Origin of the sequence: Saccharopolyspora hirsuta (genome assembly GCF_008630535.1) — a bacterium.
Lineage (GTDB): Bacteria > Actinomycetota > Actinomycetes > Mycobacteriales > Pseudonocardiaceae > Saccharopolyspora > Saccharopolyspora hirsuta.
Genome location: NZ_VWPH01000014.1, coordinates 1 through 21,288, shown reverse-complemented (window position 1 = coordinate 21,288; position 21,288 = coordinate 1). Strand labels below are relative to the sequence as shown.

The window sequence follows — 21,288 nt, the reverse complement described above, 5'->3', positions numbered from 1 at the left end:
CCCGCCCAGACGCTGATATCAAACTCTCTCATGACCACATGGGGTGAAGCTTAGTGTTCGAGAGAACAACTCACTGTTAACGGGTGATCGGCCCTTTTTGCCCGGCTCCGGCGGTTCAGGAGGACAGCGCGGCGGCCATCAGGCAGCCGGTGCAGGGCATCCCGGCGGGCGCGTCCAGCGGTTCGGCCTCGCCGGGGTGGATGTGGAACCCGCAGTAGGCGCTCAGCACGACCGGCATGGCGCCGTCGGCGGGCAGCGGGAAGAAGTGGCAGCACCGGTCCCGCTCGCCGCGGGCGAACTCGGGGCGCACCCGCGCGATCAGGTGCGGCTGCGAGATCATGCGGCGCTCGCGGGGCGCCGCCAAGACGGGTCCGGCAGCGACCTGGGATGTCGGGGTGTTCCGGGTCGCTGCCGGTCATCGTGTACCCAGCTGGTGGACACGAGCGCCATCATGCCCCGCACGTTGCGCCCCCGACCCCAGTTGTCGACTTTTGCTCACAAGCACGTCTTTTCGGCGCAATCGGACGCCACTTCCGGGTGGTCGAGTTCGTTAGGCGGCCAAAGCGGATCCGGTCCGCTCAGAGGGCGACGGGCAGGTGCGGGACGCCGAGGGTTTCCGCGTGGCGGGTGAGGATCAGGTCCGCCAGGTCCTCGTCGTCGGCCATCGGGGGTGCGATCAGCGGGTCGGTCGCGTGGTCGCGGGCCAGGGCCGTGATGCGGTCCGGGAGGAGGCCCGGGGCGAGGAACCAGGAGGCGACCGCGATGCGGCGGGCGCCGCGGGCGCGGAGGAGCTCGATCGCGGCCGGGACCGCGGGTTCCGCCGCTGCCGCGAAGGTCGCGACCGCGCCCGCCCAGGACGTCTGCGCCTGCCAGCGGTCGGCGACGTCCGCGACCAGCTGGTTCGCCGGGGCGTGGGAGGAGCCCGCGCCCGCCAGCAGGACGCCGAGCTCCGGGTCGTCGGGGTCGGCTCCGGCTTCGAGCAGGCGGCGCCAGGCCGCGGCGTCCAGGCGCGGGTCCGGGCCCAGGACGTCGGACACCTGGACCTGGAGGCGCGGGTAGCGGCGCTCGGCCTCGGCCACGGCCGCCGGGACGTCCACGCGGGCGTGGAAAGCGCGGCCCAGCAGGAGCGGGACGACCACTGCCGCGTCGTGGCCGTCGCCGTGCACCGCGCTGAGCACGTCGCCCAGGCGCGGTGCCGACAGGTCCAGGAACGCCGCGCGCACGTCGAGGTCCGGGCGCTTCGCGCGCACCACGTCCAGCAGGGCGTGGATGGTCGCGGCCGAGCGCGGGTCGCGGCTGCCGTGGGCGACGGCCACCAGTGGTGCGGTCATGGTCATTCCGCGAACGGCGCCAGCGGCACCCCGATCAGGCCGGCGGCCAGGGTGGTGCCGTCGGCGGGGTCGATCACCAGGAACGAGCCGGTGCGGCGGCTGGCCGCGTAGGTGTCCACCGGCAGCGGTTCCGCGGTGCGCAGCTGCACCCGGCCGATCTCGTTGAGCTGCAAGGACTCCGGACCGTCCACGCTGGACAGCTGCTGCTCGTCGAAGCGGGCCGACAGCTCGGTGACGATCGCCTGCGCGGTGCGCGTGCCGTGCTTGACCAGCACCTTCGCGCCGGGCTTCAGCGGCTTCTCCGCCAGCCAGCACACCGTGGCGTCGAGCTCGTCGGTCAGCTCCGGGGCGGCGTCCGCGGCGGCGATCAGGTCGCCGCGCGAGATGTCCACGTCGTCGTCCAGCAGCAGGGTGATCGAGTGGCCCGCGGCGGCGCGCGGCTTGACGCCGTTCGGGGTGTCCACCTTGGACACCCGGGTGCGCACCCCGGCGGGGAGCACCACGACCTCGTCGCCCTCGGCGACCACACCGGCGGCCACCTGGCCCGCGTAACCCCGGTAGTCCGGGTGCTCCGCGGTGCGCGGGCGGATCACGTACTGCACCGGCAGCCGGAACGGCGCGTCGTGCGGGTCCGGCGCCACCGGCACGCGCTCCAGGTGCTCCAGCAGCGACGGGCCGTCGTACCAGGGCGTGTTCGCCGAGCGCTCCACCACGTTGTCGCCGAGCAGGGCGGACACCGGGATGGTCACCACGGCGTCGTCGGAGTAGCCGAGCGCGCGGGCGTGCTCGGTGAACTCGGCGGCGATGCGGGTGAACACCGCCTCGTCGAAGTCGACCATGTCGATCTTGTTGACCGCCAGCACCAGCTGCGGCACGCCCAGCAGCGCCAGCACGGCCGCGTGCCGCCGGGTCTGCTCGACGACGCCGTTGCGCGCGTCCACCAGCAGCACCGCCAGCTGCGCGGTGGACGCGCCGGTGACCGTGTTCCGGGTGTACTGCACGTGCCCCGGGGTGTCGGCCAGCACGAAGGAGCGCTTCGGGGTGGCGAAGTAGCGGTAGGCCACGTCGATGGTGATGCCCTGCTCGCGCTCCGCGCGCAGCCCGTCGACCAGCAGCGACAGGTCCGGGGTGGCCAGGCCGCGGTCGGCGCTGGCGCGGTGCACGGCGTCCAGCTGGTCGGCCAGCACCGACTTGGTGTCGTGCAGCAGCCGCCCGACCAGGGTGCTCTTGCCGTCGTCGACGGACCCGGCGGTGGCCAGCCGCAGCAGGTCGGTCTGCACCGGCAGGGTCACCTCGGTGCCGCTGTCCGGCGCGGTGCGGGTGGTGGTCTCGGTCATGCGGGAACCCATTCCTGGTGGTTCGGCTCGGGAGTCGGGGTCGTGAGTGCGAAGACCGCCTCCAGCCGGTTTTCGCACTCACGACGTCAGAAGTAGCCCTCGCGCTTGCGGTCTTCCATCGCGGCTTCTGACAGGCGGTCGTCGGCCCGGGTGGCGCCGCGCTCGGTCAGGCGGCTGGCCGCGACCTCGGCGATCACGTCGTCCACCGTGTAGGCCTCGGACTCCACCGCGCCGGTGCAGGAACCGTCGCCGACCGTCCGGTAGCGGACCGTCTTGAGCTCCGGGACCTCGCCGTCGCGCGGGCCGCCCCACGGGCCGGAGGTCAGCCACATGCCGTCGCGCTGGAACACCTCGCGGCGGTGCGCGTAGTAGATGTCCGGCAGCTCGATCTTCTCCCGCTGGATGTAGCGCCAGATGTCCAGCTCGGTCCAGTTCGACAGCGGGAACACCCGCACGTGCTCGCCCGGCCGGTGCCTGCCGTTGTAGAGGTTCCACAGCTCGGGGCGCTGGCGGCGCGGGTCCCACTGGCCGAATGCGTTGCGCAGGCTGAAGATCCGCTCCTTGGCGCGGGCCCGCTCCTCGTCGCGGCGACCGCCGCCGAACACCGCGTCGAACTTGTTGTCGCTGATCGCGTCCAGCAGCGGCGTGGTCTGCAGCGGGTTGCGGGTGCCGTCCGGGCGCTCCTGCAGCCGCCCGTCGTCGATGTAGTCCTGCACCGACGCCACCACCAGCCGCAGGTCGTGCCGGGCGGCGAGCTCGTCGCGGAACGCCAGCACCTCCGGGAAGTTGTGCCCGGTGTCGACGTGCAGCAGCGGGAACGGCACCGGCGCGGGCCGGAACGCCTTGAGCGCCAGGTGCACCAGCACCGTGGAGTCCTTGCCGCCGGAGAACAGGATCACCGGCCGGTCGAACTCCCCGGCGACCTCGCGGAAGATGTGGATCGCCTCGGACTCCAGCGCGTCCAGGTTGTCCACCTGCGGCGGTGCGTCGCCCGGCAGCTCGACCTCGGCATCGATTGCGGTCATGTCCCCTCCCAAGGTTTCGGGGCTGCTTGGTCTTTGTCTTTGAAGCGGCGCAGCCGCTTAGCCCACCCGTGCAACTCGCACCGCCGCGGGTTCTCAGCGTTCGCCTGGCGAGGACGGCCTTGACGCCGTGTATTGGCATACATAAGTCAGGGCTCCCGGAGTCCAGGCGGGCGCTGAGGTTCCGCGACCGGCACCGCAACGCAAGACGAGCTTGGAAACATGCCGTTCAGCCGTGCAGGCCGCACTCGGTCTTGGCGCTGCCCGCCCAGCGGCCGCTGCGCGGGTCGGCGCCCGGCGCGGGCTTGGCGGTGCACGGTTGGCAGCCGATCGACGGGTATCCGGCCGGGACCAGCGGGTTCACCAGCACGCCGTGCTCGTCGATGTAGCGCTGCATCTCCTCGTCCGACCAGGCCGCCAGCGGGTTGATCTTGACCAGTCCGTTGCGGTCGTCCCAGGTGACGATCGGGGTGTTCGCGCGCGTCGGGGCCTCCACCCGCCGCACGCCGGTCACCCACGCCTCGTAGCGGGCCAGGGTGTTGCGCAGCGGCACCACCTTGCGCAGGAAGCAGCAGCGGTTCGGGTCCCGCTCGTACAGCCGCGGGCCCTCGGCGGCGTCCTGCTCGGCGACGGTCTGCTCCGGGACCGCGTTGACGACGGTGACGTCGTAGACCTGCGCCACGGCGTCGCGGGTGCCGATGGTCTCGGCGAAGTGGTAGCCGGTCTCCAGGAAGAGGACGTCCACCCCCGGCTTGGCCTTGGCCGCCAGGTCGACCAGCACCGCGTCCTGCATGTTCGACGCGACGATCAGCTCGTCGCCGAAGGTCTCCGCGGCCCAGCGCAGCGCCTCCTCCGCGCTGGCCTCGGCGAGCCTCGGTGCGGCCTCCTCGACCAGGGCGCGCAGCTCGTCGTCGCTGCGGCGGGTGCCGATCTTCGTGGTGGTGGTGTCGGCAGTCATCGGTCTCCTCCCAGGGCCAGCCCGATCAGCCGCACCGCGAACACCCGCAGGCACGACTGGCACTTCCACGCCCCGGCCGGTTCGGCCTCGGGCGTCAGGTCCTCGTCACCGCAGTACGGGCAGTAGAACGGCGTCGCCCGGCTCACTTGAGGTCGCCCTCGTCGGCGCGGGCGACCCACTGCGCGAAGCGCTCGCCGTCCCCGCGCTGCGCCAGGTAGCGGCGGACCAGGCGTTCCACGTAGTCGCCGAGCTCGGCGGAGGTGACCTTGTGGCCGCGGATCTTGCGGCCGAACCCGGCGTCCTGCCCGAGCCCGCCGCCCAGGTGCACCTGGAAGCCCTCCACCTGGTTGCCGTCGCCGTCCGGCACCATCTGGCCCTTCAGGCCGATGTCGGCGACCTGGGTGCGGGCGCAGGCGTTCGGGCAGCCGTTGAGGTTGATCGTCACCGGGTCGGCGATGTCGCCCTGGATGTCGGCCAGCCGCTTCTCCAGGTCGTGGACCAGGGCGATCGCCCGCTCCTTGGTCTCCACGATGGCCAGCTTGCAGAACTCGATGCCGGTGCAGGCGATCACGCTGCGCCGCCACGGCGACGGGTCGGCCTGCAGGCCCAGCTCGGCCAGGTCCGAGACCAGACCGTCCACATCGGACTTCGCCACGTCCAGCACGAGCAGGTTCTGCTCGACGGTGGTGCGCACCCGCCGGGAACCGACGCGCTCGGCGGCCTTGGCCACCTCCACCAGCGTCGACCCGCTGACCCGCCCGGCCGGGGACTTCACCCCGACGTAGAAGTTGCCGTCGACCTGCGGGTGCACCCCGATGTGGTCGCGCGCCCCGGTCGGCGTCTCCGGCGCGGGACCGTCGACCAGCTTGCGGCCCAGGTACTCGTCCTCCAGCACCTGCCGGAACTTCTCCGGGCCCCAGTCGGAGACCAGGAACTTCAACCGCGCCCGGTGCCGCAGCCGCCGGTAGCCGTAGTCGCGGAAGATCTGCACCACCGCGTGCCACACCTCGGCGACCTCGTCCAGCGGCACCCAGGCGCCCAGCCGCACGGCCAGCTTCGGGTTGGTGGACAGGCCGCCGCCGACCCACAGGTCGAACCCGGGGCCGTGCTCCGGGTGCACCACGCCGACCAGCGAGATGTCGTTGATCTCCGGCACGGTGTCCCAGCGCGGCGAACCGCTGATCGCGGACTTGAACTTGCGCGGCAGGTTGGACAGCGACCGGTCGCCGATGAACTTCTCGGCGATCTCGGCGATGGCCGGGGTGGCGTCGATGATCTCGTCGGCGGCGATCCCGGCCACCGGCGAGCCCAGCACCACGCGCGGGCAGTCCCCGCAGGCCTCGGTGGTGGACAGCCCGACGCCCTCCAGCTTCTGCCAGATCGTCGGCATGTCCTCCACCCGCACCCAGTGCAGCTGGATGTTCTGCCGGTCGGTGATGTCGGCGGTGTCGCGCGCGTAGGTCTGCGAGATCTCGCCGATGGTGCGCAGCTGCTCGGTGGTCAGCGCCCCGCCGTCGATGCGCACCCGCAGCATGAAGTAGCGGTCGTCGAGCTCCTCGGGCTCGATCGTGCCGGTGCGCGCCCCCGGGATGCCCGGCGCGCGCTGGGTGTACAGGCCCCACCAGCGGAACCGGCCCCGCAGATCGGCCGGGTCGATCGAGTCGAAACCGCCGTGGGCGTAGATCGTCTCGATGCGCTGCCGGACGTTGAGCGGGTTGTCGTCCTTCTTGGAGCGCTCGTTGGCGTTGAGCGGCTCGCGGTAGCCGAGCGCCCACTGGCCCTCGCCGCGCGTCTTGCGCTTGCGGGCGGGGCGGGTGGCAGCTTCCGTCGGGGGGACCATGTCCGACCTCCGGGATTCAGGCGCGGCGGCGCCGCGTGTCCTCCCGTCGGTGACGGATCGCACTGCCCGGCGCCCCCAGCGCCGACTGGACAGTGCAGCAGCGCGGGATCAATCGATGGCGCGGCAGAGCGCGCTGGAGACCCGCCGCAGGTCCACGTAGCGGCGGGCGACCAGCAGAAGCCTCGGCAATGTTGCGCCCACGTGAAGGAGCGTGCCACGCGCCCACCAGCCGGTCCAGGCCCATCCGCATGGTGAGACAGTGGTGCTGTGCCTGCTCAGCTGCCCACCGGCGAACCCGCCCCGGCCGACGGAACCCTGCCGTCCGAGGCCCTGACCGGACTCGGTTCCCGACCGTTCGGGGTGTACGTCCACGTGCCGTTCTGCGCGACCCGCTGCGGGTACTGCGACTTCAACACCTACACCGCCGACGAGCTGGGCTCATCGGCGAGTTTCGGCAGCTGGCTGGACGGTTTGCGGGCCGAGCTGGAGCTGGGCGCGCGGGTGCTCTCGGCGGAGGGCGCGCGGGTGCCCGCGGCGCAGACGGTGTTCGTCGGCGGGGGCACCCCGTCACTGCTCGGCGCGGGGCGGCTGGGCGAGGTCCTGGATGCGATCCGGGACACCTTCGGGCTGGCGGATGCGGCGGAAGTCACCACCGAGTCCAACCCGGAGTCGACGTCCCCGGAGTTCTTCGCCGCGATCCGCGACTTCGGTTACAACCGTGTTTCGCTCGGCATGCAGTCGGCCGCCGAGCACGTGCTGCGGGTGCTGGAGCGGCGGCACACGCCGGGCCGCGCGGTGGCGGCCGCCCGCGAGGCGCGCGCGGCCGGGTTCGAGCACGTCAACCTGGACCTGATCTACGGCACGCCGGGGGAGACCGACGACGACCTGCGCCGCTCGCTGGACGCGGTGCTGAGCACCGGCGTGGACCACGTCTCGGCGTACGCGCTGATCGTGGAGGACGGCACGGCGATGGCCCGCAAGGTCCGCCGCGGCGAGCTGCCGATGCCCGACGACGACGTGCTCGCCGACCGCTACGAGCTCATCGACCGGACCCTCGCCGAGGTCGGCCTGAGCTGGTACGAGGTGTCCAACTGGGCCCGCGACGACGCGGCGGCCTGCCGCCACAACCTCGGCTACTGGCAGGGCGGCGACTGGTGGGGCGCCGGACCGGGCGCGCACAGCCACGTCGGCGGGGTCCGCTGGTGGAACGTCAAGCACCCGGCCCGCTACGCGGCGCTGCTGGCCGAGGGCAACTCCCCGGCGGCGGGCCGCGAGCGCCTGAGCGCTGAGGACCAGCGCATCGAGCGGATCATGCTGGAACTCCGCGTGGCGCGAGGCCTTCCGGTGGCGGCCCTGGACGAATCCGGTGTCCTGGCGGCGAAGCAGGCGGTGACCGACGGCCTCCTCGACCGCGAAGCCCTCACCGCGGGCCGCTGCGTCCTCACCGACCGGGGTCGCCTGCTCGCCGACGGGGTCGTTCAGCGCCTCGTCGCGTGAGGGGGGTGCGCGTCCAGGTCGAGGACCCGGGCGTGCAGGACCGTGCGCTGGTGGAGGGCCGCGCGGAGGGCCCGGTGCAGGCCGTCCTCCAGGAACAGCTCGCCGCGCCAGCCGACCACGTGCGGGAACAGGTCGCCGAAGAAGGTCGAGTCCGGGCTCAGCAGGCGGTCCAGGTGCAGGACCTTGGTCGTGGTGACCAGCTCCTCCATCCGCACCGGCCGCGGCGGCACCGCGGCCCAGTCCCGCAGGGACATCCGGAGCTCCGGATACGGCCGGCCCTCGCGGACGTCCTTGAAGATCACGTGCTGGTTACCTCCTGGCGAGCGGCCGATCCGGCGATCGGCGTGCTGCGCCCGTCGGCGGCGGTCGGCCACCCGGCAGGCTACCGGTGCCTACCTGCGGCGCTCGGTCCTGGGCGAAGAACACCGTAAACTCGGTGGTGGTACCCGGGCCTGGCCCGGGCGCATCAGGCTGAGCAGGTTCTGCTGGGCGCAGGATGGAGGTGGCGCGGGTGAACTCGGACGAACGCCGGTTCGAGGTCCTGCGGGCGATCGTCGCGGACTACGTGTCGACCAAGGAGCCGGTCGGCTCCAAAGCCCTGGTGGACCGCCACAATCTGGGTGTGTCCAGCGCCACCGTCCGCAACGACATGGCGGCGCTGGAGGAGGAGGGCTTCATCGTCCAGCCGCACACCAGCGCAGGACGGGTGCCCACCGACAAGGGCTACCGGTTGTTCGTCGACCGGCTGCACGACATCAAGCCGCTGACCGCCGCCGAGCGCCGCGCCATCCAAACCTTCCTGGAGGGCGCGCTGGACCTCGACGACGTGATGCGGCGCAGCGTCCGGCTGCTGGCGCAGCTCACCCAGCAGGTCGCCGTCGTGCAGTACCCGACGCTGACCCGGTCGACGGTCCGGCACGTCGAGGTGGTCACCATCACCCCGGCCCGCCTGATGCTGGTGCTGATCACCAACACCGGGCGCGTCGACCAGCGGATGGTCGACCTGGGCGACGTCATCACCGACGACGACGTGGCGCGGCTGCGCAACGTGCTCAACTCCGCGATGGCCGAGAAGCGGCTGGCCGACGCCTCCGCGGCGGTGGCCGAGCTGCCCGAGCAGGCCCCGGCGGAGCTGCGCGACGCGCTGATCCGGGTGTGCAGCGTGCTCATCGACTCGCTGGTGGAGCACCCGGAGGAGCGGATGGTGCTCGGCGGCACCCCGAACCTCACCAACAACGTGGCCGACTTCCCCAACTCGCTGCGCCAGGTCATGGAGGCGCTCGAAGAGCAGGTCGTGGTGCTCAAGCTGCTCGCCGCCTCCCGCGACTCCAGCACGGTGCGGGTCAGCATCGGGATGGAGAACGAGGCCAAGGAGATGCAGACGACCTCGGTGATTTCGACCGGTTACGGTTCAGATGGCATGGTGCTGGGGGGCCTCGGTGTCGTCGGACCGACCCGGATGGACTATCCGGGCACGATGGCGGCGGTGCGGGCGGTCGCCCGGTACGTGGGTGAGATCCTGGTCGGTCGGTGACGCTTCACCAGCCGGACCGGCGTGTACTCGTTGATCGAGCAGAGGAAGTACGGAGAAGGTGGCCAGGGACTACTACGCGACCCTCGGCGTGTCCAGGGACGCGACGCCCGAGCAGATCAAGCGGGCGTACCGCAAGCTCGCGAGGGAATTGCACCCGGACGTCAACCCCGACGAGGCCGCGCAGGAGCGGTTCCGCGAGGTGACCACCGCCTACGAGGTGCTGTCCGACCCGAAGAAGCGGCAGGTCGTCGACCTCGGCGGTGACCCGCTGGGCAACGGCGGCGGCGCCGGTGGCGGGATGGGCGATCCGTTCGCCGGTTTCGGCGGGCTCGGCGACATCATGGACGCCTTCTTCGGCGGCGGCGCCGGTGGTGGCGGCCGCGGCCCGCGCAGCCGGGTCCAGCCGGGCTCGGACGCGCTGCTGCGCCTGGAGCTCACGCTGGAGGAGTGCGCCAGCGGGGTCAACCGGGACATCACCGTCGACACCGCGGTGCTCTGCGACTCCTGCGACGGCGGCGGTTCCAAGGCGGGCAGCGCGCCCTCGACCTGCGACACCTGCGGTGGCCGCGGCGAGGTGCAGTCGGTGCAGCGGTCGTTCCTCGGCCAGGTCATGACCTCCCGCCCGTGCCCGGTCTGCCGCGGCTTCGGCGAGGTCATCACCGACCCGTGCCAGCAGTGCAACGGCGACGGCCGGGTCCGCGCGCGGCGCACCATCACGGTCAAGATCCCGGCCGGGGTCGGCGACGGGATGCGCGTCCGGCTGGCCGGTGAGGGCGAGGTCGGGCCCGGCGGCGGACCGGCGGGCGACCTGTTCGTCGAGGTCGAGGAGCTGCCGCACGAGCGCTTCACCCGCGACGGCGCGGACCTGCACTGCACCGTCGAGGTGCCGATGACCGCGGCCGCGCTGGGCACCGTGCTGACGCTGGAGACCCTCGACGGCGGGCAGGAGGAGCTCACCGTCGAACCGGGCACCCAGCCCGGCACCGAGCACGTGCTCAGCGGTCGCGGCCTGCCGAAGCTGCGCTCCAACGGCAAGGTCAGCGGGCACGGCGACCTGCACGTGCACCTGGACGTCGTGGTGCCGACCCGGCTCGATGACGCGCAGGCCGACCTGCTGCGCCAGCTCGCCGCGCTGCGCGGCGAGGAGCAGCCCGAGCCGACCGTGACCGCGAACGGCAACGGCAGTCGCCACGGGTTGTTCTCCCGGTTCCGGTCCTTCGGCCACCGCTGAGACGCATCTGCTGGAAATCGCGGCGAAACGGCGTGTCGTGCCCCGGCACGCCGACGTCCGCAGCGGGTTCGCCGCGATTTCAGGGGAAGTCGGACGTGCGACTTCCGTTGAAATCGCGGCCACGTGAGAGCTGAGGCCCGAGGTGTCGGAATCTTCGTTGCCGGTGTTCGCCGTCGAGCAGCTGCCCGCCGTCGGGCCGACCACGCTGGACGGCCCCGAGGGCAAGCACGCGGCCACCGTCCGCCGGCTCCGGGCGGGCGAGCACCTGCTGCTCTCCGACCGCAGGGGCGGCATGGCCCGCTGCGAGGTGGTGGCCGCGGCCAAGGACTCCCTGCAGCTGGCGGTCGCCGAGACCTGGCGCGAACCGCAGCCCGCGCTGCGCGTGCGGCTCGCGCAGGCCCTGGTGAAGGGCGATCGCGGTGAGCTGGCGGTGGAGCTGGCCACCGAGGCCGGTGTCGACGCGGTCGTGCCGTGGCGGGCGTCCCGCTGCGTGGCGAAGTGGGACGACGGCCCGCGCGGCGCGAAGGCGCTGGCGCGCTGGCGCAGCACCGCGGAGCAGGCGGCGAAGCAGGCGCGGCGCGCGTGGACACCGGAGGTGGCCGAGCCGGTGAGCACCAAGCAGCTCGCCGCGCTGGTCGGCAGCGCCGACGCGGCCCTGGTGCTGCACGAGTCGGCGACCGAACCGCTGGCCTCCGTCGACCTGCCGGACTCCGGCGAGCTGGTGCTGGTGGTCGGCCCGGAAGGCGGCATCACCCGCGAGGAGCTCGCCGCCCTGACCGAGGCGGGCGCGCACGTGGTGCGCTTGGGCCCGACGGTCCTCCGAGCCTCCACGGCGGCCGCCGTCGCCCTCGGCGCCCTCGGCGTCCGCACCGACCGCTGGAGCTGACGCACCGACCACGACCGGGCGTGCCGCCCGCGGATCTCGCCGCCAACGCCCGTTCTGTCAATGTTGAGATACCTGGAGGCGGCACGGCCGATGCGGTGGAACTGATCCAGGAGCGCTGGCGGCGGGAGCGCCCGATCTTCGGCCTGCACCTGGCCGACGAGGCGCGCCTGCTGCCCGAGCTGGAGCCGGGGCAGCACGAGCAGCTCGTCGACCTGCTGCGCGCCCTGCTGGAGGGCTTCGGCGACACGGCGCTGGAGTAGTCGCGGCGCTCAAGGCGCGGTGACGGTCCGCTAAGAAGATCAAAAACTTCGTGCGTTCTCGTAGCGCGAACGGTTGACGGGGCGCTACGCTCGGTGGTGGAAGTTGGATATCGCGGCTCGACCGCGACCGGTGCCGCACGGGGCATCGGACCCCAGCACTCGCCGGACACCTCCCCCCTCGGTCCGGCGAGAGCTGCGCCGCAAACGGGAACACCCCCAGACCCGGTTGCGGCGCAGCGTGCCGGGTGGGCCGCGCCACCCGGGGCGGGGTGGTCACCCCTTAGTCTTCCGGCATGAGCGACATGGATTCCCTGTTCCTGCGGATCATCGAGCGCGAGCTGCCCGCCGACATCGTGCGGGAGAACGAGCGGGTCATCGCCATCCGCGACATCAACCCGCAGGCCGCCACGCACGTGCTGGTGGTGCCGAAGAAGCGCTACCGCAACGCCGCCGAGCTGGCCGCCGCCGACCCGGAGCTGCTCGCCGAGCTGATCACCGTGGCCCGCGAGATCGCCGCGGCGGAGGGCATCGAGGAGTCCGGCTACCGGCTGCTGTTCAACACCAACGCCGACGCCGGGCAGACGATCTTCCACGTGCACCTGCACCTGCTGGGCGGCGAGCCGCTCGGCGGCCTGACCGGCGGCCCGCTCAAGGGCTGAGCGGTCCTCCCGGCGGCGGCGTGCCGCCGCCGGGATGTTGCGCGATCCACGTCGTCCGCGCCGCGGTGATGGCGGCAATCCGATTGCCGCGTGGACTACCATCGGTGCCAGGCAGAACTGACCGAACGACCCGCGCGGAACGCGCAGAAAGCAGGCCCGAACACACGTGGCCGGTATTGCAGCGGGTGGCGCTGCCGCCCACTCCGGAGAACCCCACCAGACGGCAACCGCCCAGACCGCGAGCGCGCAGTCCAGGGTGACCGTTCCCGACGACGTCGTGCTGACGTTGGTCGGATCCCGCGACGAGAACCTGCGGGTCGTGGAGGACCTGCTCACCGCCGATGTCCACGTTCGGGGCAACGAGGTGACGCTGTCCGGCGACCCCGCCGAGGTGGCCTTCGCCGAGCGGGTGTTCGCCGAGCTCATCGCGTTGATCGGCAAGGGCAGCCCGCTGACCCCGGACATCGTCCGGCGCAGCGTCGGGATGCTCTCCGCGGACCACAACGAGTCCCCCGCCGACGTGCTGAGCCTGGACATCGTGTCGCGGCGGGGTCGGACCATCCGCCCCAAGACGCTGAACCAGAAGCGCTACGTCGACGCCATCGACCACCACACCGTCGTCTTCGGCATCGGCCCGGCCGGTACCGGCAAGACGTACCTGGCGATGGCCAAGGCGGTGCAGGCGCTGCAGGCCAAGCAGGTCAACCGGATCATCCTCACCCGCCCCGCGGTCGAGGCCGGGGAGCGGCTCGGCTTCCTGCCGGGCACGCTCTACGAGAAGATCGACCCCTACCTGCGGCCGCTGTACGACGCGCTGCACGACATGGTCGACCCGGAGTCGGTGCCGCGGCTGACCCAGGCGGGCACCATCGAGATCGCGCCGCTGGCCTACATGCGCGGTCGCACCCTCAACGACGCGTTCATCATCCTGGACGAGGCGCAGAACACCACGCCCGAGCAGATGAAGATGTTCCTGACCCGGCTGGGCTTCGGCTCCAAGATCGTGGTCACCGGGGACGTCACCCAGATCGACCTGCCCGGCGGCCAGCGCAGCGGGCTGAAGGTGGTGCAGGAGATCCTGGGCGAGGTGGACGACGTGCACTTCGCGCAGCTGGACAGCCACGACGTGGTGCGGCACCGGCTGGTCACCGACATCGTGAACGCGTACGACCGCTGGCACGCACTGGAAGACGCCGAGCAGCACGACCGGTCCGGTCGGCGGAACGGGCAGCGACGAGGACGAGCATGAGCATCGAGATCGCCAACGAATCCGGCGTCGCAGTGCCCGAGGCGACCATCGTCTCGGTCGCCCGGTTCGCCCTGGACAAGATGAGCGTCAGCCAGCTCGCCGAGCTGTCCATCGTGCTGGTGGAGCTCGACGTGATGGCCGACCTGCACGAGCGGTGGATGGACCTGCCCGGTCCCACCGACGTGATGTCCTTCCCGATGGACGAGTACGACTCGGCCCGCCGACCCGACTCGGCCGGGGCCGGTCCGGCGCTGCTGGGCGACATCGTGCTCTGCCCGGCCTTCGCCCGCGACCAGGCCCGCAAGGCCGGGCACAGCCTGCTCGACGAGCTGCACCTGCTGACCGTGCACGGCGTGCTGCACCTCCTCGGCTACGACCACGCCGAGCCGGAGGAGGAGCGGGAGATGTTCGGGCTGCAGAACCGCATCCTGGCCGAGTTCCGCGAGGCCCGCGCCGAGGCGGAGCGCGCAGAGGCGCAGCGCAGCGCCGACGACCGGGTGCTGGGCGCGGTCGGGCTGGACGAGTCGGAGCCGCAGAGCGGTCCGACGCCTGCCGACTGAGGGAGCTGGCGTTGGAATTGACCGATTCCACCGCGTTCCTGGTCACGGCAGTGCTGCTGGTGCTGGCCGCCGGGGTGTTCGCCGCGTCGGAGGCGGCCGTCACGGTGGCCTCCCGCGCCCGCGTGGAGGAGCTGGTGCGCGAGGGCCGGGGCGGGGCCAAGCAGTTCGCGCTGCTGCTCGCCGACCGGCCCCGGCACGTCAACCTGCTCCTGCTGCTGCGGCTGGCCTGCGAGCTGGGCGCCACGGTGCTGGTCACGGTGGTCGCGCTGCGGCTGGCGGACTCCGAGGCCTGGGCCGTGGTGATAGCCGGGCTGATCATGCTGGTGGCCTCGTACGTCCTGGTCGGCGTCGGGCCGCGCACGCTGGGCAGGCAGCACCCCTACGGCATCGGGCTGAAGGTGGCCGCGCCGGTGCGGGTGCTGGCCCGGCTGCTCAACCCGCTGACCAGGCTGCTGATCCTGATCGGCAACATGATCACCCCGGGCAAGGGGTTCCGCGAAGGGCCGTTCTCCACCGAGGTGGAGCTGCGCGAGCTGGTGGACCTGGCCGGGGAGCGCGGGGTGGTGGCCGCCGGCGAGCGGGAGATGATCCACTCGGTCTTCGAGCTCGGCGACACGCTGGCCCGCGAGGTCATGGTGCCGCGCACCGAGATCATCTGGATCGAGCAGACCAAGTCCGCCCGGCAGGCGCTGGCGCTGTGCCTGCGCTCCGGGTTCTCCCGGGTGCCGGTGATCGGCGAGAGCATCGACGACATCGTCGGCGTGGTGACCGTCAAGGACCTCACCCGCGCGGTGCTGACCGCCCGCGACGAGGCCGGCCCGCCGGTGTCCGAGCTGATGCGCGCGGCCAGCTTCGTGCCCGACACCAAGCGGGTGGACGAGCTGCTCCGCGAGATGCAGCTGTCCCGCAGCCACCTGGCCATCGCCGTCGACGAGTACGGCGGCACCGCCGGGCTGCTGACCATCGAGGACATCATCGAGGAGATCGTCGGCGAGATCACCGACGAGTCCGACCTGGAGGAGCACCGGCCGGTCGAGAAGCTCGACGACGGCACGGTCCGGGTCAGCTCGCGGCTGCCGGTGGAGGACCTCGGTGAGCTGTTCGGCGTCGAGCTGGACGACTCCGACGTGGAGACGGTCGGCGGCCTGCTGGCGCAGCGCCTCGGCCGGGTTCCGCTGCCGGGTGCCGAGGCCGAGATCGCCGGGCTGAAGCTGCGCGCCGAGGGCGGCAAGGACCACCGCGGCCGGATCCGCATCAACGCGCTGCTGGTCCGCCCGACCAACACCGACCAAGCACCGCTGCGCGGTGCTGACCAGGAGGGAGGCAACACCCGTGGCTGAGCACGTGGAAGCGGCGGCGCCGCAGCAGATCGACCCGGAGGACGCCAAGATCGTCACGCTCGCGAGGTCGGCCCGCGCCCGCACCGGCGCCGCCGAGGGCGCGGCGGTGCGCGACACCGACGGCCGGACCTACGCGGCGACCACGGTCACCCTCCCGTCGCTGCGCCTCACGGCGCTGCAGGCGGCGGTGGCCGCAGCGGTCTCCAGCGGTGCCGAGGGCCTGGAGGCGGCTGCGGTCGTCACCGACGCCAGGACCATCGACGCGGACTCCGCGGCAGCGGTCCGCGACCTCACCGCCGCGGCCCCGATCCTGCGCGCCGACGCCCGCGGCGAAGTCGCCGGAGTCCTCGCCTCCTCGTGAGCCGTCGTGAGCGGCGATGGTTGCCCTCGCGACCACCGCCGCTCACGAAGCCCGGTGCGCGGGTGCGCGGACCGGGCCGTCACAATGGGTCGGTGACCAGCTCTGATGTGCACCGCTCCGGATTCGCCTGCTTCGTCGGCCGCCCCAACGCCGGGAAGTCGACGCTGACGAACCGCCTGGTCGGCTCCAAGGTGGCGATCACCTCCAGCAAGCCGCAGACCACCAGGCACGCCATCCGCGGCATCGTGCACCGCCCGGACGCGCAGCTGATCATCGTGGACACCCCCGGCCTGCACCGGCCGCGCACCCTGCTCGGGCGGCGGCTCAACGACCTGGTCTACGAGACGTGGTCCGAGGTGGACGTGGTCGGGTTCTGCGTGCCCGCCGACCAGAAGGTGGGCCCGGGCGACAAGTTCATCGCCGAGCAGCTGAAGAAGGTGGCCCGCCGCACCCCGGTGCTGGGCATCGTCACCAAGACCGACCTGGTGCCCAAGGAGCAGGTCGCCCAGCAGCTGCTGGACCTGCAGCAGGTGATGGACTTCGCGGACCTGGTCCCGGTGTCCGCAGTGGACTCCTTCCAGGTCGACGTGCTCTCCGACCTGCTGGTGCAGCAGCTCCCGGAGGGGCCGCAGCTGTACCCGGACGGCGAGCTGACCGACGAACCGGAGACCACCCTCATCGCCGAGCTGATCCGCGAGGCGGCGCTGGAGGGCGTGCGCGACGAGCTGCCGCACTCGCTGGCGGTGACCGTCGAGGAGATGATCCCCCGCGAGGACCGCGACGACCTGATCGACGTGCACGCGGTGGTCTACGTCGAGCGCCAGAGCCAGAAGTCGATCGTCATCGGCAAGGGCGGGGAGCGGCTGCGCGCCGTCGGCACCCAGGCCCGCAAGCACATCCAGGCGCTGCTGGGCAGCAAGATCTACCTCGACCTGCACGTCAAGGTGGCCAAGGACTGGCAGCGCGACCCGCGCCAGCTGCGCAAGCTGGGCTTCTGATCACATCTGCGCGGCGGATTCGCGGGAACGCCGCCACAGGTGCCCGCGTCTCAGGTACGTTTCCGCCGACACCTGCTCTCAGTCGTAAGAGCACTTCGGTTCTTCGATGATCGTTCAGAGGAAATTGACGTGACGAATCCCTATGGCGGGCCGCCTTCGGGGCCCAATCCGCAGCAGCCGTACGGCCAGCAGCCCGGTGGGTACGGGCCGCCGTCGGGGCCGATGCCCCAGCAGCCCTACGGCCAGCCCGCGCCCTACGGCCAGCCCGGCTACGGTGCCGCGCCGCCGAACAACAACATCGGCTGGGGCATCGGCTCGATCTTCCTCTGCTGGCCGTTCGCGATCCCCTCGCTGATCAAGGCCACCTCGGTGCAGAACCTGTGGGCCCAGGGCCAGTTCCAGCAGGCCCAGGAGGCCGCGGACGAGGCCAAGAAGTGGGGCAAGATCGGGATCATCGTCGGGGCCTGCGGTTACGGCCTGCTCATCCTGTTCTACATCGTGATCATCGTCATCGCCGGTATCGCGGCGTCCAGCTACAGCAGCTACTGATTCCGCCACGTCGTTGTGGGCGCGGACCCCGTGCCCACAACGACGTGCGCACCTGAACACGGGGGGCAGGCAGAGATGAGCGAGCAGCCGGAACCGGACCAGGCGCCGCAGCAGGGGCATCCGCCGGTACCAGTGCCGGTGCACCCCTACGGAGCGCAGTTCGGTGTCGCGCCGATGCCGTTGAACAACAACCTCGGCTGGGCCATCGCGAGCCTGCTGATCTGCTGGCCGTTCGGGATTCCGTCGCTGATCAAGGCGTTGCAGGTCAGCTCGCTGTGGTACCAGGGCCAGGCCGACCGGGCGCAGCTGGCGGCCGACGAGGCCAAGAAGTGGGGGAAGATCGGGGTCATCGTCGGGGCCTGCGCCTACGGCGGGATGGTCCTGCTGTTCGTGGCCTACTTCGTCTTCCTGTTCGCGATCATCGGTGCCGGTATCTCCGCGACGGTCCGATGACCTCCCGACCGCACGGCGCCGCGACCGCGATCCGGCTGCGCGCCATGGTGTTCCCGGCCGCCACGGTGCTTCTCGCGTGCGCCGGAGCAGCGGTCGTGCTGGCCGCGGACCCGACCTCCGACGCCGGGTTCCCGCTGCCGCCCTGCCCGGTCAAGTGGCTGACCGGCCTGGACTGCCCCGGGTGCGGCTCCACCCGCATGATCTACAGCCTGCTGCACGGGGACGTGCTCGCCGCGCTGCACTTCAACGCGGCGGCGGTCCTGTTCATCCCGTTCTTCCTGTGGACCTGGGGTGCCTGGGTGCTGGGGCGCTGGCGCGGTCGGAGCGTGCGCACCTGGGAGCAGTGGCGCTGGTCGCCGCTGGTGGGGCTGGTCCTGATCGCCGTGTGGTCGGTGATCAGGAACCTGCCCTTCCCCCCGTTCGACGCGCTTTACGTCTAGTCGTTGATCCACTCGTAGAGACCCGGGCCGAGGGCGCCCGTCCCGGACAGGACGAGGAACGCGATGAGGAGCGCCCACAGCCCTGGCACCACCCAGCCGATGATGATCCCGGTCAGGGCCATGTTGCGGTTGGTGAACGCCTGCGGGTTCCGGTTGATCTCGCGCAGCGCCACGTGCCCGAGGATCGCCCCGATCGGTCCTACGAGGATCGCGCCGTAGCACGTCATGATCGCCGCCAGCGAGACGCACATCGATGCGATCGCCATCCCGTTGTTCCGCGGTGGCGGCGGGTAGCCCATCCCGTACGGCGGCTGGGGCTGCTGGTACGGGTTGTAGGGGTCGTAGGGGTAGGTCATCCGTTCCTCTCAGCTGCGCCGGTTCGCGAATGGGACGTTCCGGGGAGCGAACCGGATCCACCGAATCTTCGCCGCACCCGCGAGGCGTCCGCACGACAGGTGCGACGATGTGGGGGTGAGCCTCTACCGGGATACCGCGGTCGTGCTGCGGGTGCAGAAGCTGGGCGAGGCGGATCGGATCATAACCCTGCTGACCCGCCGCTACGGCAAGGTGCGCGCGGTGGCCAAGGGGGTGCGCCGGACCACCTCCCGGTTCGGGGCCCGCGTCGAGCCGTTCTGCCACGTCGACGTGCAGCTCTACACCGGCCGCACGCTCGACGTGATCACCCAGGTGCAGACCCTGGACGCCTTCGGCCTGCACATCGTCGACGACTACCAGCGCTACACCGCGGCCTGCGCGGTGCTGGAGACCGTCGACCGGCTGGCCGCCGAGGAGGGCGAACCGGTGCTGCGGCTCTACCTGCTGGCCATCGGAGCGCTGCGGGCGCTGTCCGGCCGGGAGCGCGACTCCTCGCAGGTGCTCGACGCGTTCCTGCTGCGCGCGATGTCGTTCGCCGGGTGGGCCCCGGCGCTGTCCGAGTGCGCGCGGTGCGGCGAGTCCGGGCCGCACGCGGCGTTCAACGTGCAGGCCGGTGGGGCGGTGTGCGTGCGGTGCCGCCCGGCCGGTTCGGTGCGGCCGTCCGCGCACACGCTGCCGCTGATGGAGGCGCTGCTGCACGGCGACTGGGCGGAGGCCGAGCGGGCGGCGCCGCCGGTCCGCCGCGAGGCCAGCGGGCTGATCGCCGCCCACCTGCAGTGGCACATGGAACGCCAGCTGCGGTCGTTGCCGCTGGTCGAGCGGACCGTGCCGGAGCTGATCCGGGAGCGGGCGGCGGAAGCCGCGCTGGTCGGCACCGCCGAGGACGGGCGCTGAACTGTTGATCGACGCGTGCGGGGACAATGAGCACGCACGCAGTCGGAGGAGGAGTGGCCAGATATGTTGCGACGCCGTGGGCGGGGCAAGGACGACCCGACCGTTCGGGCACCGGCCCCGCACGCCTCGGGGGAGAAGCCGCCGGCGCTGCCGCCCGAGTTCGTGCCCAACCACGTCGCGGTCGTGATGGACGGCAACGGCCGGTGGGCCAACGAGCGCGGCCTGCCCCGCATCGAGGGGCACAAGCGCGGTGAGGCGGTCGTGCTGGAGCTGGCCCGCGGGGCGATCGAGCTCGGCGTCAAGTGGTTGTCGCTGTACGCCTTCTCCACCGAGAACTGGAAGCGCAGCCCGGAAGAGGTGCGGTTCCTGATGGGCTTCAACCGCGACGTGATCGCGCGGCGCGTCGACGAGCTCGACGAGATGGGCGTGCGGGTGCGCTGGGCCGGGCGCAAGCCGAAGCTGTGGCGCAGCGTGGTCAACCAGCTGCAGTCCGCCGAGGTGCGCACGCAGAACAACGAGGTCATGAACCTGACCATGTGCGTCAACTACGGCGGCCGGGCCGAGATCGGCGACGCGGCGCGGGAGATCGCGCGGCTGGCGGCGGCGGGGAAGATCAACCCGGACAAGGTCGACGAGCGCACCATCGCGAAGTACCTGTACCAGCCGGAGATGCCGGACGTGGACCTGTTCATCCGGCCCTCCGGGGAGCGGCGGACGTCGAACTTCATGCTCTGGCAGTCCGCCTACGCGGAGTTCGTCTTCCAGGACACCCTGTTCCCCGACGTGGACCGGCGGCACCTGTGGCGGGCGTGCGAGGAGTACGCGCGCCGCGACCGGCGGTTCGGCGGGGCTGTTGATCGGGCGGCGGCGACCGCCGAACCCGCCCAGGAGGGCAATTGATGACGCAGGAGGCGGCAACCACGGCGCGGTTGATGACCGCGGCCAAGGAAGCGCTCGAGACCTACCACGACGTGCACGTCGACGACGACGGCGCGCTGACCTTCCGGCACTCCGAGGTGCCGTGCGCGGTGCAGGCGATGCAGTTGGCCGAAGGGCTGACCGTGCTGAGCCTGACCTGCGTGGTCGCCTGGGACCTGCCAGCGTCCGACGAGCTCGCGCAGTCGGTCGCGGAGCGGGCCGGGCAGGGGTTGTTCGGCACGCTGGGCGTGGTCCGCACCGAGCGGGGCATGGACGTCACGCTGCGCTACGCCTTCCCGGCGGAGGGCATGGCACCGGCGCCGCTGGGCACGCTGATGATGCTCGTGGTGGCCACGGCGTCCCAGCTGCGCACCGAGCTCCTCACCGAACCCGAGGGCACCACGTCCTGACGCGGCGCTCGGGCCCCGGGTGCCGCGATTTCAATGGAAATCGGACGTCCGATTTCCATTGAGCCTTTTTCATCCTGATTTTTGCTGGTCAGGGTGGAGGGGCTTGGGTGTGAGTGAAGCTCCTGGTAGATGGATCGTCGACCAAGATCAACCCAGGACTGCCAGGAGCTTCGGGTGTTGTTGTAT

Annotated in this window: 27 protein-coding genes; 17 read left to right on the top strand and 10 right to left on the bottom strand. The window is 71.7% G+C overall.

Annotation, left to right across the window (positions count from 1 at the left end):
• Positions 1-115: 115 nt before the first annotated feature.
• From F1721_RS26860 to F1721_RS35545, 8 genes are all read right to left on the bottom strand, one after another.
• Positions 116-340, bottom strand: a complete 225-nt coding sequence (locus F1721_RS26860) for a hypothetical protein (RefSeq protein ID WP_150069588.1) — start codon at positions 338-340, stop codon at positions 116-118.
• Positions 341-578: 238 nt separating this feature from the next.
• A complete protein-coding gene (locus F1721_RS26855) occupies positions 579-1,331 on the bottom strand; it encodes a sirohydrochlorin chelatase (RefSeq protein WP_150069587.1) in 753 nt (250 codons plus the stop codon).
• Between the two features lie 2 nt (positions 1,332-1,333).
• Complete coding sequence (locus tag F1721_RS26850) at positions 1,334-2,668, bottom strand: sulfate adenylyltransferase subunit 1 (protein WP_246155326.1); 1,335 nt, start codon at positions 2,666-2,668, stop codon at positions 1,334-1,336.
• Positions 2,669-2,754: 86 nt separating this feature from the next.
• The gene (gene cysD / locus F1721_RS26845; protein WP_150069586.1) at positions 2,755-3,693 is read right to left on the bottom strand and encodes a sulfate adenylyltransferase subunit CysD; all 939 of its coding nucleotides are present in this window, start codon (positions 3,691-3,693) and stop codon (positions 2,755-2,757) included.
• 226 nt (positions 3,694-3,919) lie between these two features.
• Positions 3,920-4,648 carry a phosphoadenylyl-sulfate reductase gene (locus F1721_RS26840; protein ID WP_150069585.1) on the bottom strand — a complete coding sequence of 243 codons (729 nt, stop codon included), beginning with the start codon at positions 4,646-4,648 and terminating at the stop codon, positions 3,920-3,922.
• Positions 4,645-4,794 (bottom strand): hypothetical protein, encoded by a 150-nt coding sequence (locus F1721_RS34585; protein ID WP_170301616.1) that lies wholly within the window; start codon positions 4,792-4,794, stop codon positions 4,645-4,647. Before F1721_RS34585 ends, F1721_RS26840 begins: the two co-directional genes overlap by 4 nt.
• Complete coding sequence (locus F1721_RS26835) at positions 4,791-6,488, bottom strand: nitrite/sulfite reductase (RefSeq protein WP_150069584.1); 1,698 nt, start codon at positions 6,486-6,488, stop codon at positions 4,791-4,793. Before F1721_RS26835 ends, F1721_RS34585 begins: the two co-directional genes overlap by 4 nt.
• Positions 6,489-6,596: 108 nt before the next feature.
• Complete coding sequence (locus tag F1721_RS35545; RefSeq protein ID WP_342782947.1) at positions 6,597-6,689, bottom strand: putative leader peptide; 93 nt, start codon at positions 6,687-6,689, stop codon at positions 6,597-6,599.
• A gap of 66 nt (positions 6,690-6,755) precedes the next feature.
• Between F1721_RS35545 and hemW the strand changes: the two genes are divergently transcribed.
• Entirely contained in the window at positions 6,756-7,985 is a 1,230-nt protein-coding gene (gene hemW, locus F1721_RS26830) for a radical SAM family heme chaperone HemW (protein ID WP_150069583.1), read from the top strand.
• Here hemW and F1721_RS26825 read toward each other — a convergent pair.
• On the bottom strand, positions 7,967-8,287 hold the full coding sequence (locus F1721_RS26825) for a type II toxin-antitoxin system VapB family antitoxin (protein WP_150069582.1): 321 nt from the start codon (positions 8,285-8,287) through the stop codon (positions 7,967-7,969). The genes hemW and F1721_RS26825 overlap by 19 nt on opposite strands.
• Positions 8,288-8,481: 194 nt before the next feature.
• Between F1721_RS26825 and hrcA the strand changes: the two genes are divergently transcribed.
• From hrcA to F1721_RS26765, 13 genes are all read left to right on the top strand, one after another.
• Positions 8,482-9,519 (top strand): heat-inducible transcriptional repressor HrcA, encoded by a 1,038-nt coding sequence (gene hrcA, locus F1721_RS26820; protein ID WP_150069581.1) that lies wholly within the window; start codon positions 8,482-8,484, stop codon positions 9,517-9,519.
• 58 nt (positions 9,520-9,577) lie between these two features.
• Positions 9,578-10,750, top strand: coding sequence for a molecular chaperone DnaJ (dnaJ, locus tag F1721_RS26815; RefSeq protein WP_150069580.1), 1,173 nt, complete (start codon positions 9,578-9,580; stop codon positions 10,748-10,750).
• Between the two features lie 142 nt (positions 10,751-10,892).
• The gene (locus tag F1721_RS26810; protein ID WP_150069579.1) at positions 10,893-11,636 is read left to right on the top strand and encodes a 16S rRNA (uracil(1498)-N(3))-methyltransferase; all 744 of its coding nucleotides are present in this window, start codon (positions 10,893-10,895) and stop codon (positions 11,634-11,636) included.
• Positions 11,637-11,731: 95 nt separating this feature from the next.
• Positions 11,732-11,896 (top strand): hypothetical protein, encoded by a 165-nt coding sequence (locus F1721_RS34580; protein WP_170301615.1) that lies wholly within the window; start codon positions 11,732-11,734, stop codon positions 11,894-11,896.
• Positions 11,897-12,189: 293 nt separating this feature from the next.
• The gene (locus tag F1721_RS26805; protein ID WP_150069578.1) at positions 12,190-12,555 is read left to right on the top strand and encodes a histidine triad nucleotide-binding protein; all 366 of its coding nucleotides are present in this window, start codon (positions 12,190-12,192) and stop codon (positions 12,553-12,555) included.
• Positions 12,556-12,721: 166 nt separating this feature from the next.
• Positions 12,722-13,804: a PhoH family protein gene (locus F1721_RS26800; RefSeq protein ID WP_150069577.1), complete on the top strand. Its 1,083-nt coding sequence runs from the start codon at positions 12,722-12,724 to the stop codon at positions 13,802-13,804.
• Positions 13,801-14,364 carry an rRNA maturation RNase YbeY gene (gene ybeY / locus F1721_RS26795; RefSeq protein WP_150069576.1) on the top strand — a complete coding sequence of 188 codons (564 nt, stop codon included), beginning with the start codon at positions 13,801-13,803 and terminating at the stop codon, positions 14,362-14,364. Before F1721_RS26800 ends, ybeY begins: the two co-directional genes overlap by 4 nt.
• A 17-nt stretch (positions 14,365-14,381) precedes the next feature.
• A complete protein-coding gene (locus F1721_RS26790) occupies positions 14,382-15,704 on the top strand; it encodes a hemolysin family protein (protein ID WP_150069754.1) in 1,323 nt (440 codons plus the stop codon).
• On the top strand, positions 15,697-16,065 hold the full coding sequence (locus F1721_RS26785; RefSeq protein ID WP_150069575.1) for a cytidine deaminase: 369 nt from the start codon (positions 15,697-15,699) through the stop codon (positions 16,063-16,065). The genes F1721_RS26790 and F1721_RS26785 overlap by 8 nt, the downstream gene beginning before the upstream one ends.
• Positions 16,066-16,157: 92 nt before the next feature.
• A complete protein-coding gene (gene era / locus F1721_RS26780; protein WP_150069574.1) occupies positions 16,158-17,063 on the top strand; it encodes a GTPase Era in 906 nt (301 codons plus the stop codon).
• 129 nt (positions 17,064-17,192) lie between these two features.
• Positions 17,193-17,612, top strand: a complete 420-nt coding sequence (locus F1721_RS26775) for a CD225/dispanin family protein (RefSeq protein WP_150069573.1) — start codon at positions 17,193-17,195, stop codon at positions 17,610-17,612.
• Between the two features lie 75 nt (positions 17,613-17,687).
• Positions 17,688-18,065, top strand: a complete 378-nt coding sequence (locus F1721_RS26770) for a CD225/dispanin family protein (RefSeq protein WP_150069572.1) — start codon at positions 17,688-17,690, stop codon at positions 18,063-18,065.
• A complete protein-coding gene (locus F1721_RS26765) occupies positions 18,062-18,505 on the top strand; it encodes a DUF2752 domain-containing protein (protein WP_150069571.1) in 444 nt (147 codons plus the stop codon). Before F1721_RS26770 ends, F1721_RS26765 begins: the two co-directional genes overlap by 4 nt.
• Here F1721_RS26765 and F1721_RS26760 read toward each other — a convergent pair.
• Positions 18,502-18,861: a DUF4190 domain-containing protein gene (locus tag F1721_RS26760; protein WP_150069570.1), complete on the bottom strand. Its 360-nt coding sequence runs from the start codon at positions 18,859-18,861 to the stop codon at positions 18,502-18,504. The two genes, F1721_RS26765 and F1721_RS26760, sit on opposite strands and share 4 nt — an antisense overlap.
• Positions 18,862-18,976: 115 nt before the next feature.
• Here F1721_RS26760 and recO point away from each other — a divergent pair, with 115 nt between their 5' ends.
• From recO to F1721_RS26745, 3 genes are all read left to right on the top strand, one after another.
• Positions 18,977-19,774, top strand: coding sequence for a DNA repair protein RecO (gene recO / locus F1721_RS26755; protein ID WP_150069569.1), 798 nt, complete (start codon positions 18,977-18,979; stop codon positions 19,772-19,774).
• A 63-nt stretch (positions 19,775-19,837) separates the two neighbouring features.
• The gene (locus F1721_RS26750; protein WP_150069568.1) at positions 19,838-20,674 is read left to right on the top strand and encodes an isoprenyl transferase; all 837 of its coding nucleotides are present in this window, start codon (positions 19,838-19,840) and stop codon (positions 20,672-20,674) included.
• The gene (locus F1721_RS26745) at positions 20,674-21,102 is read left to right on the top strand and encodes a hypothetical protein (RefSeq protein WP_150069567.1); all 429 of its coding nucleotides are present in this window, start codon (positions 20,674-20,676) and stop codon (positions 21,100-21,102) included. Before F1721_RS26750 ends, F1721_RS26745 begins: the two co-directional genes overlap by 1 nt.
• The last annotated feature ends 186 nt before the right edge of the window (positions 21,103-21,288 follow it).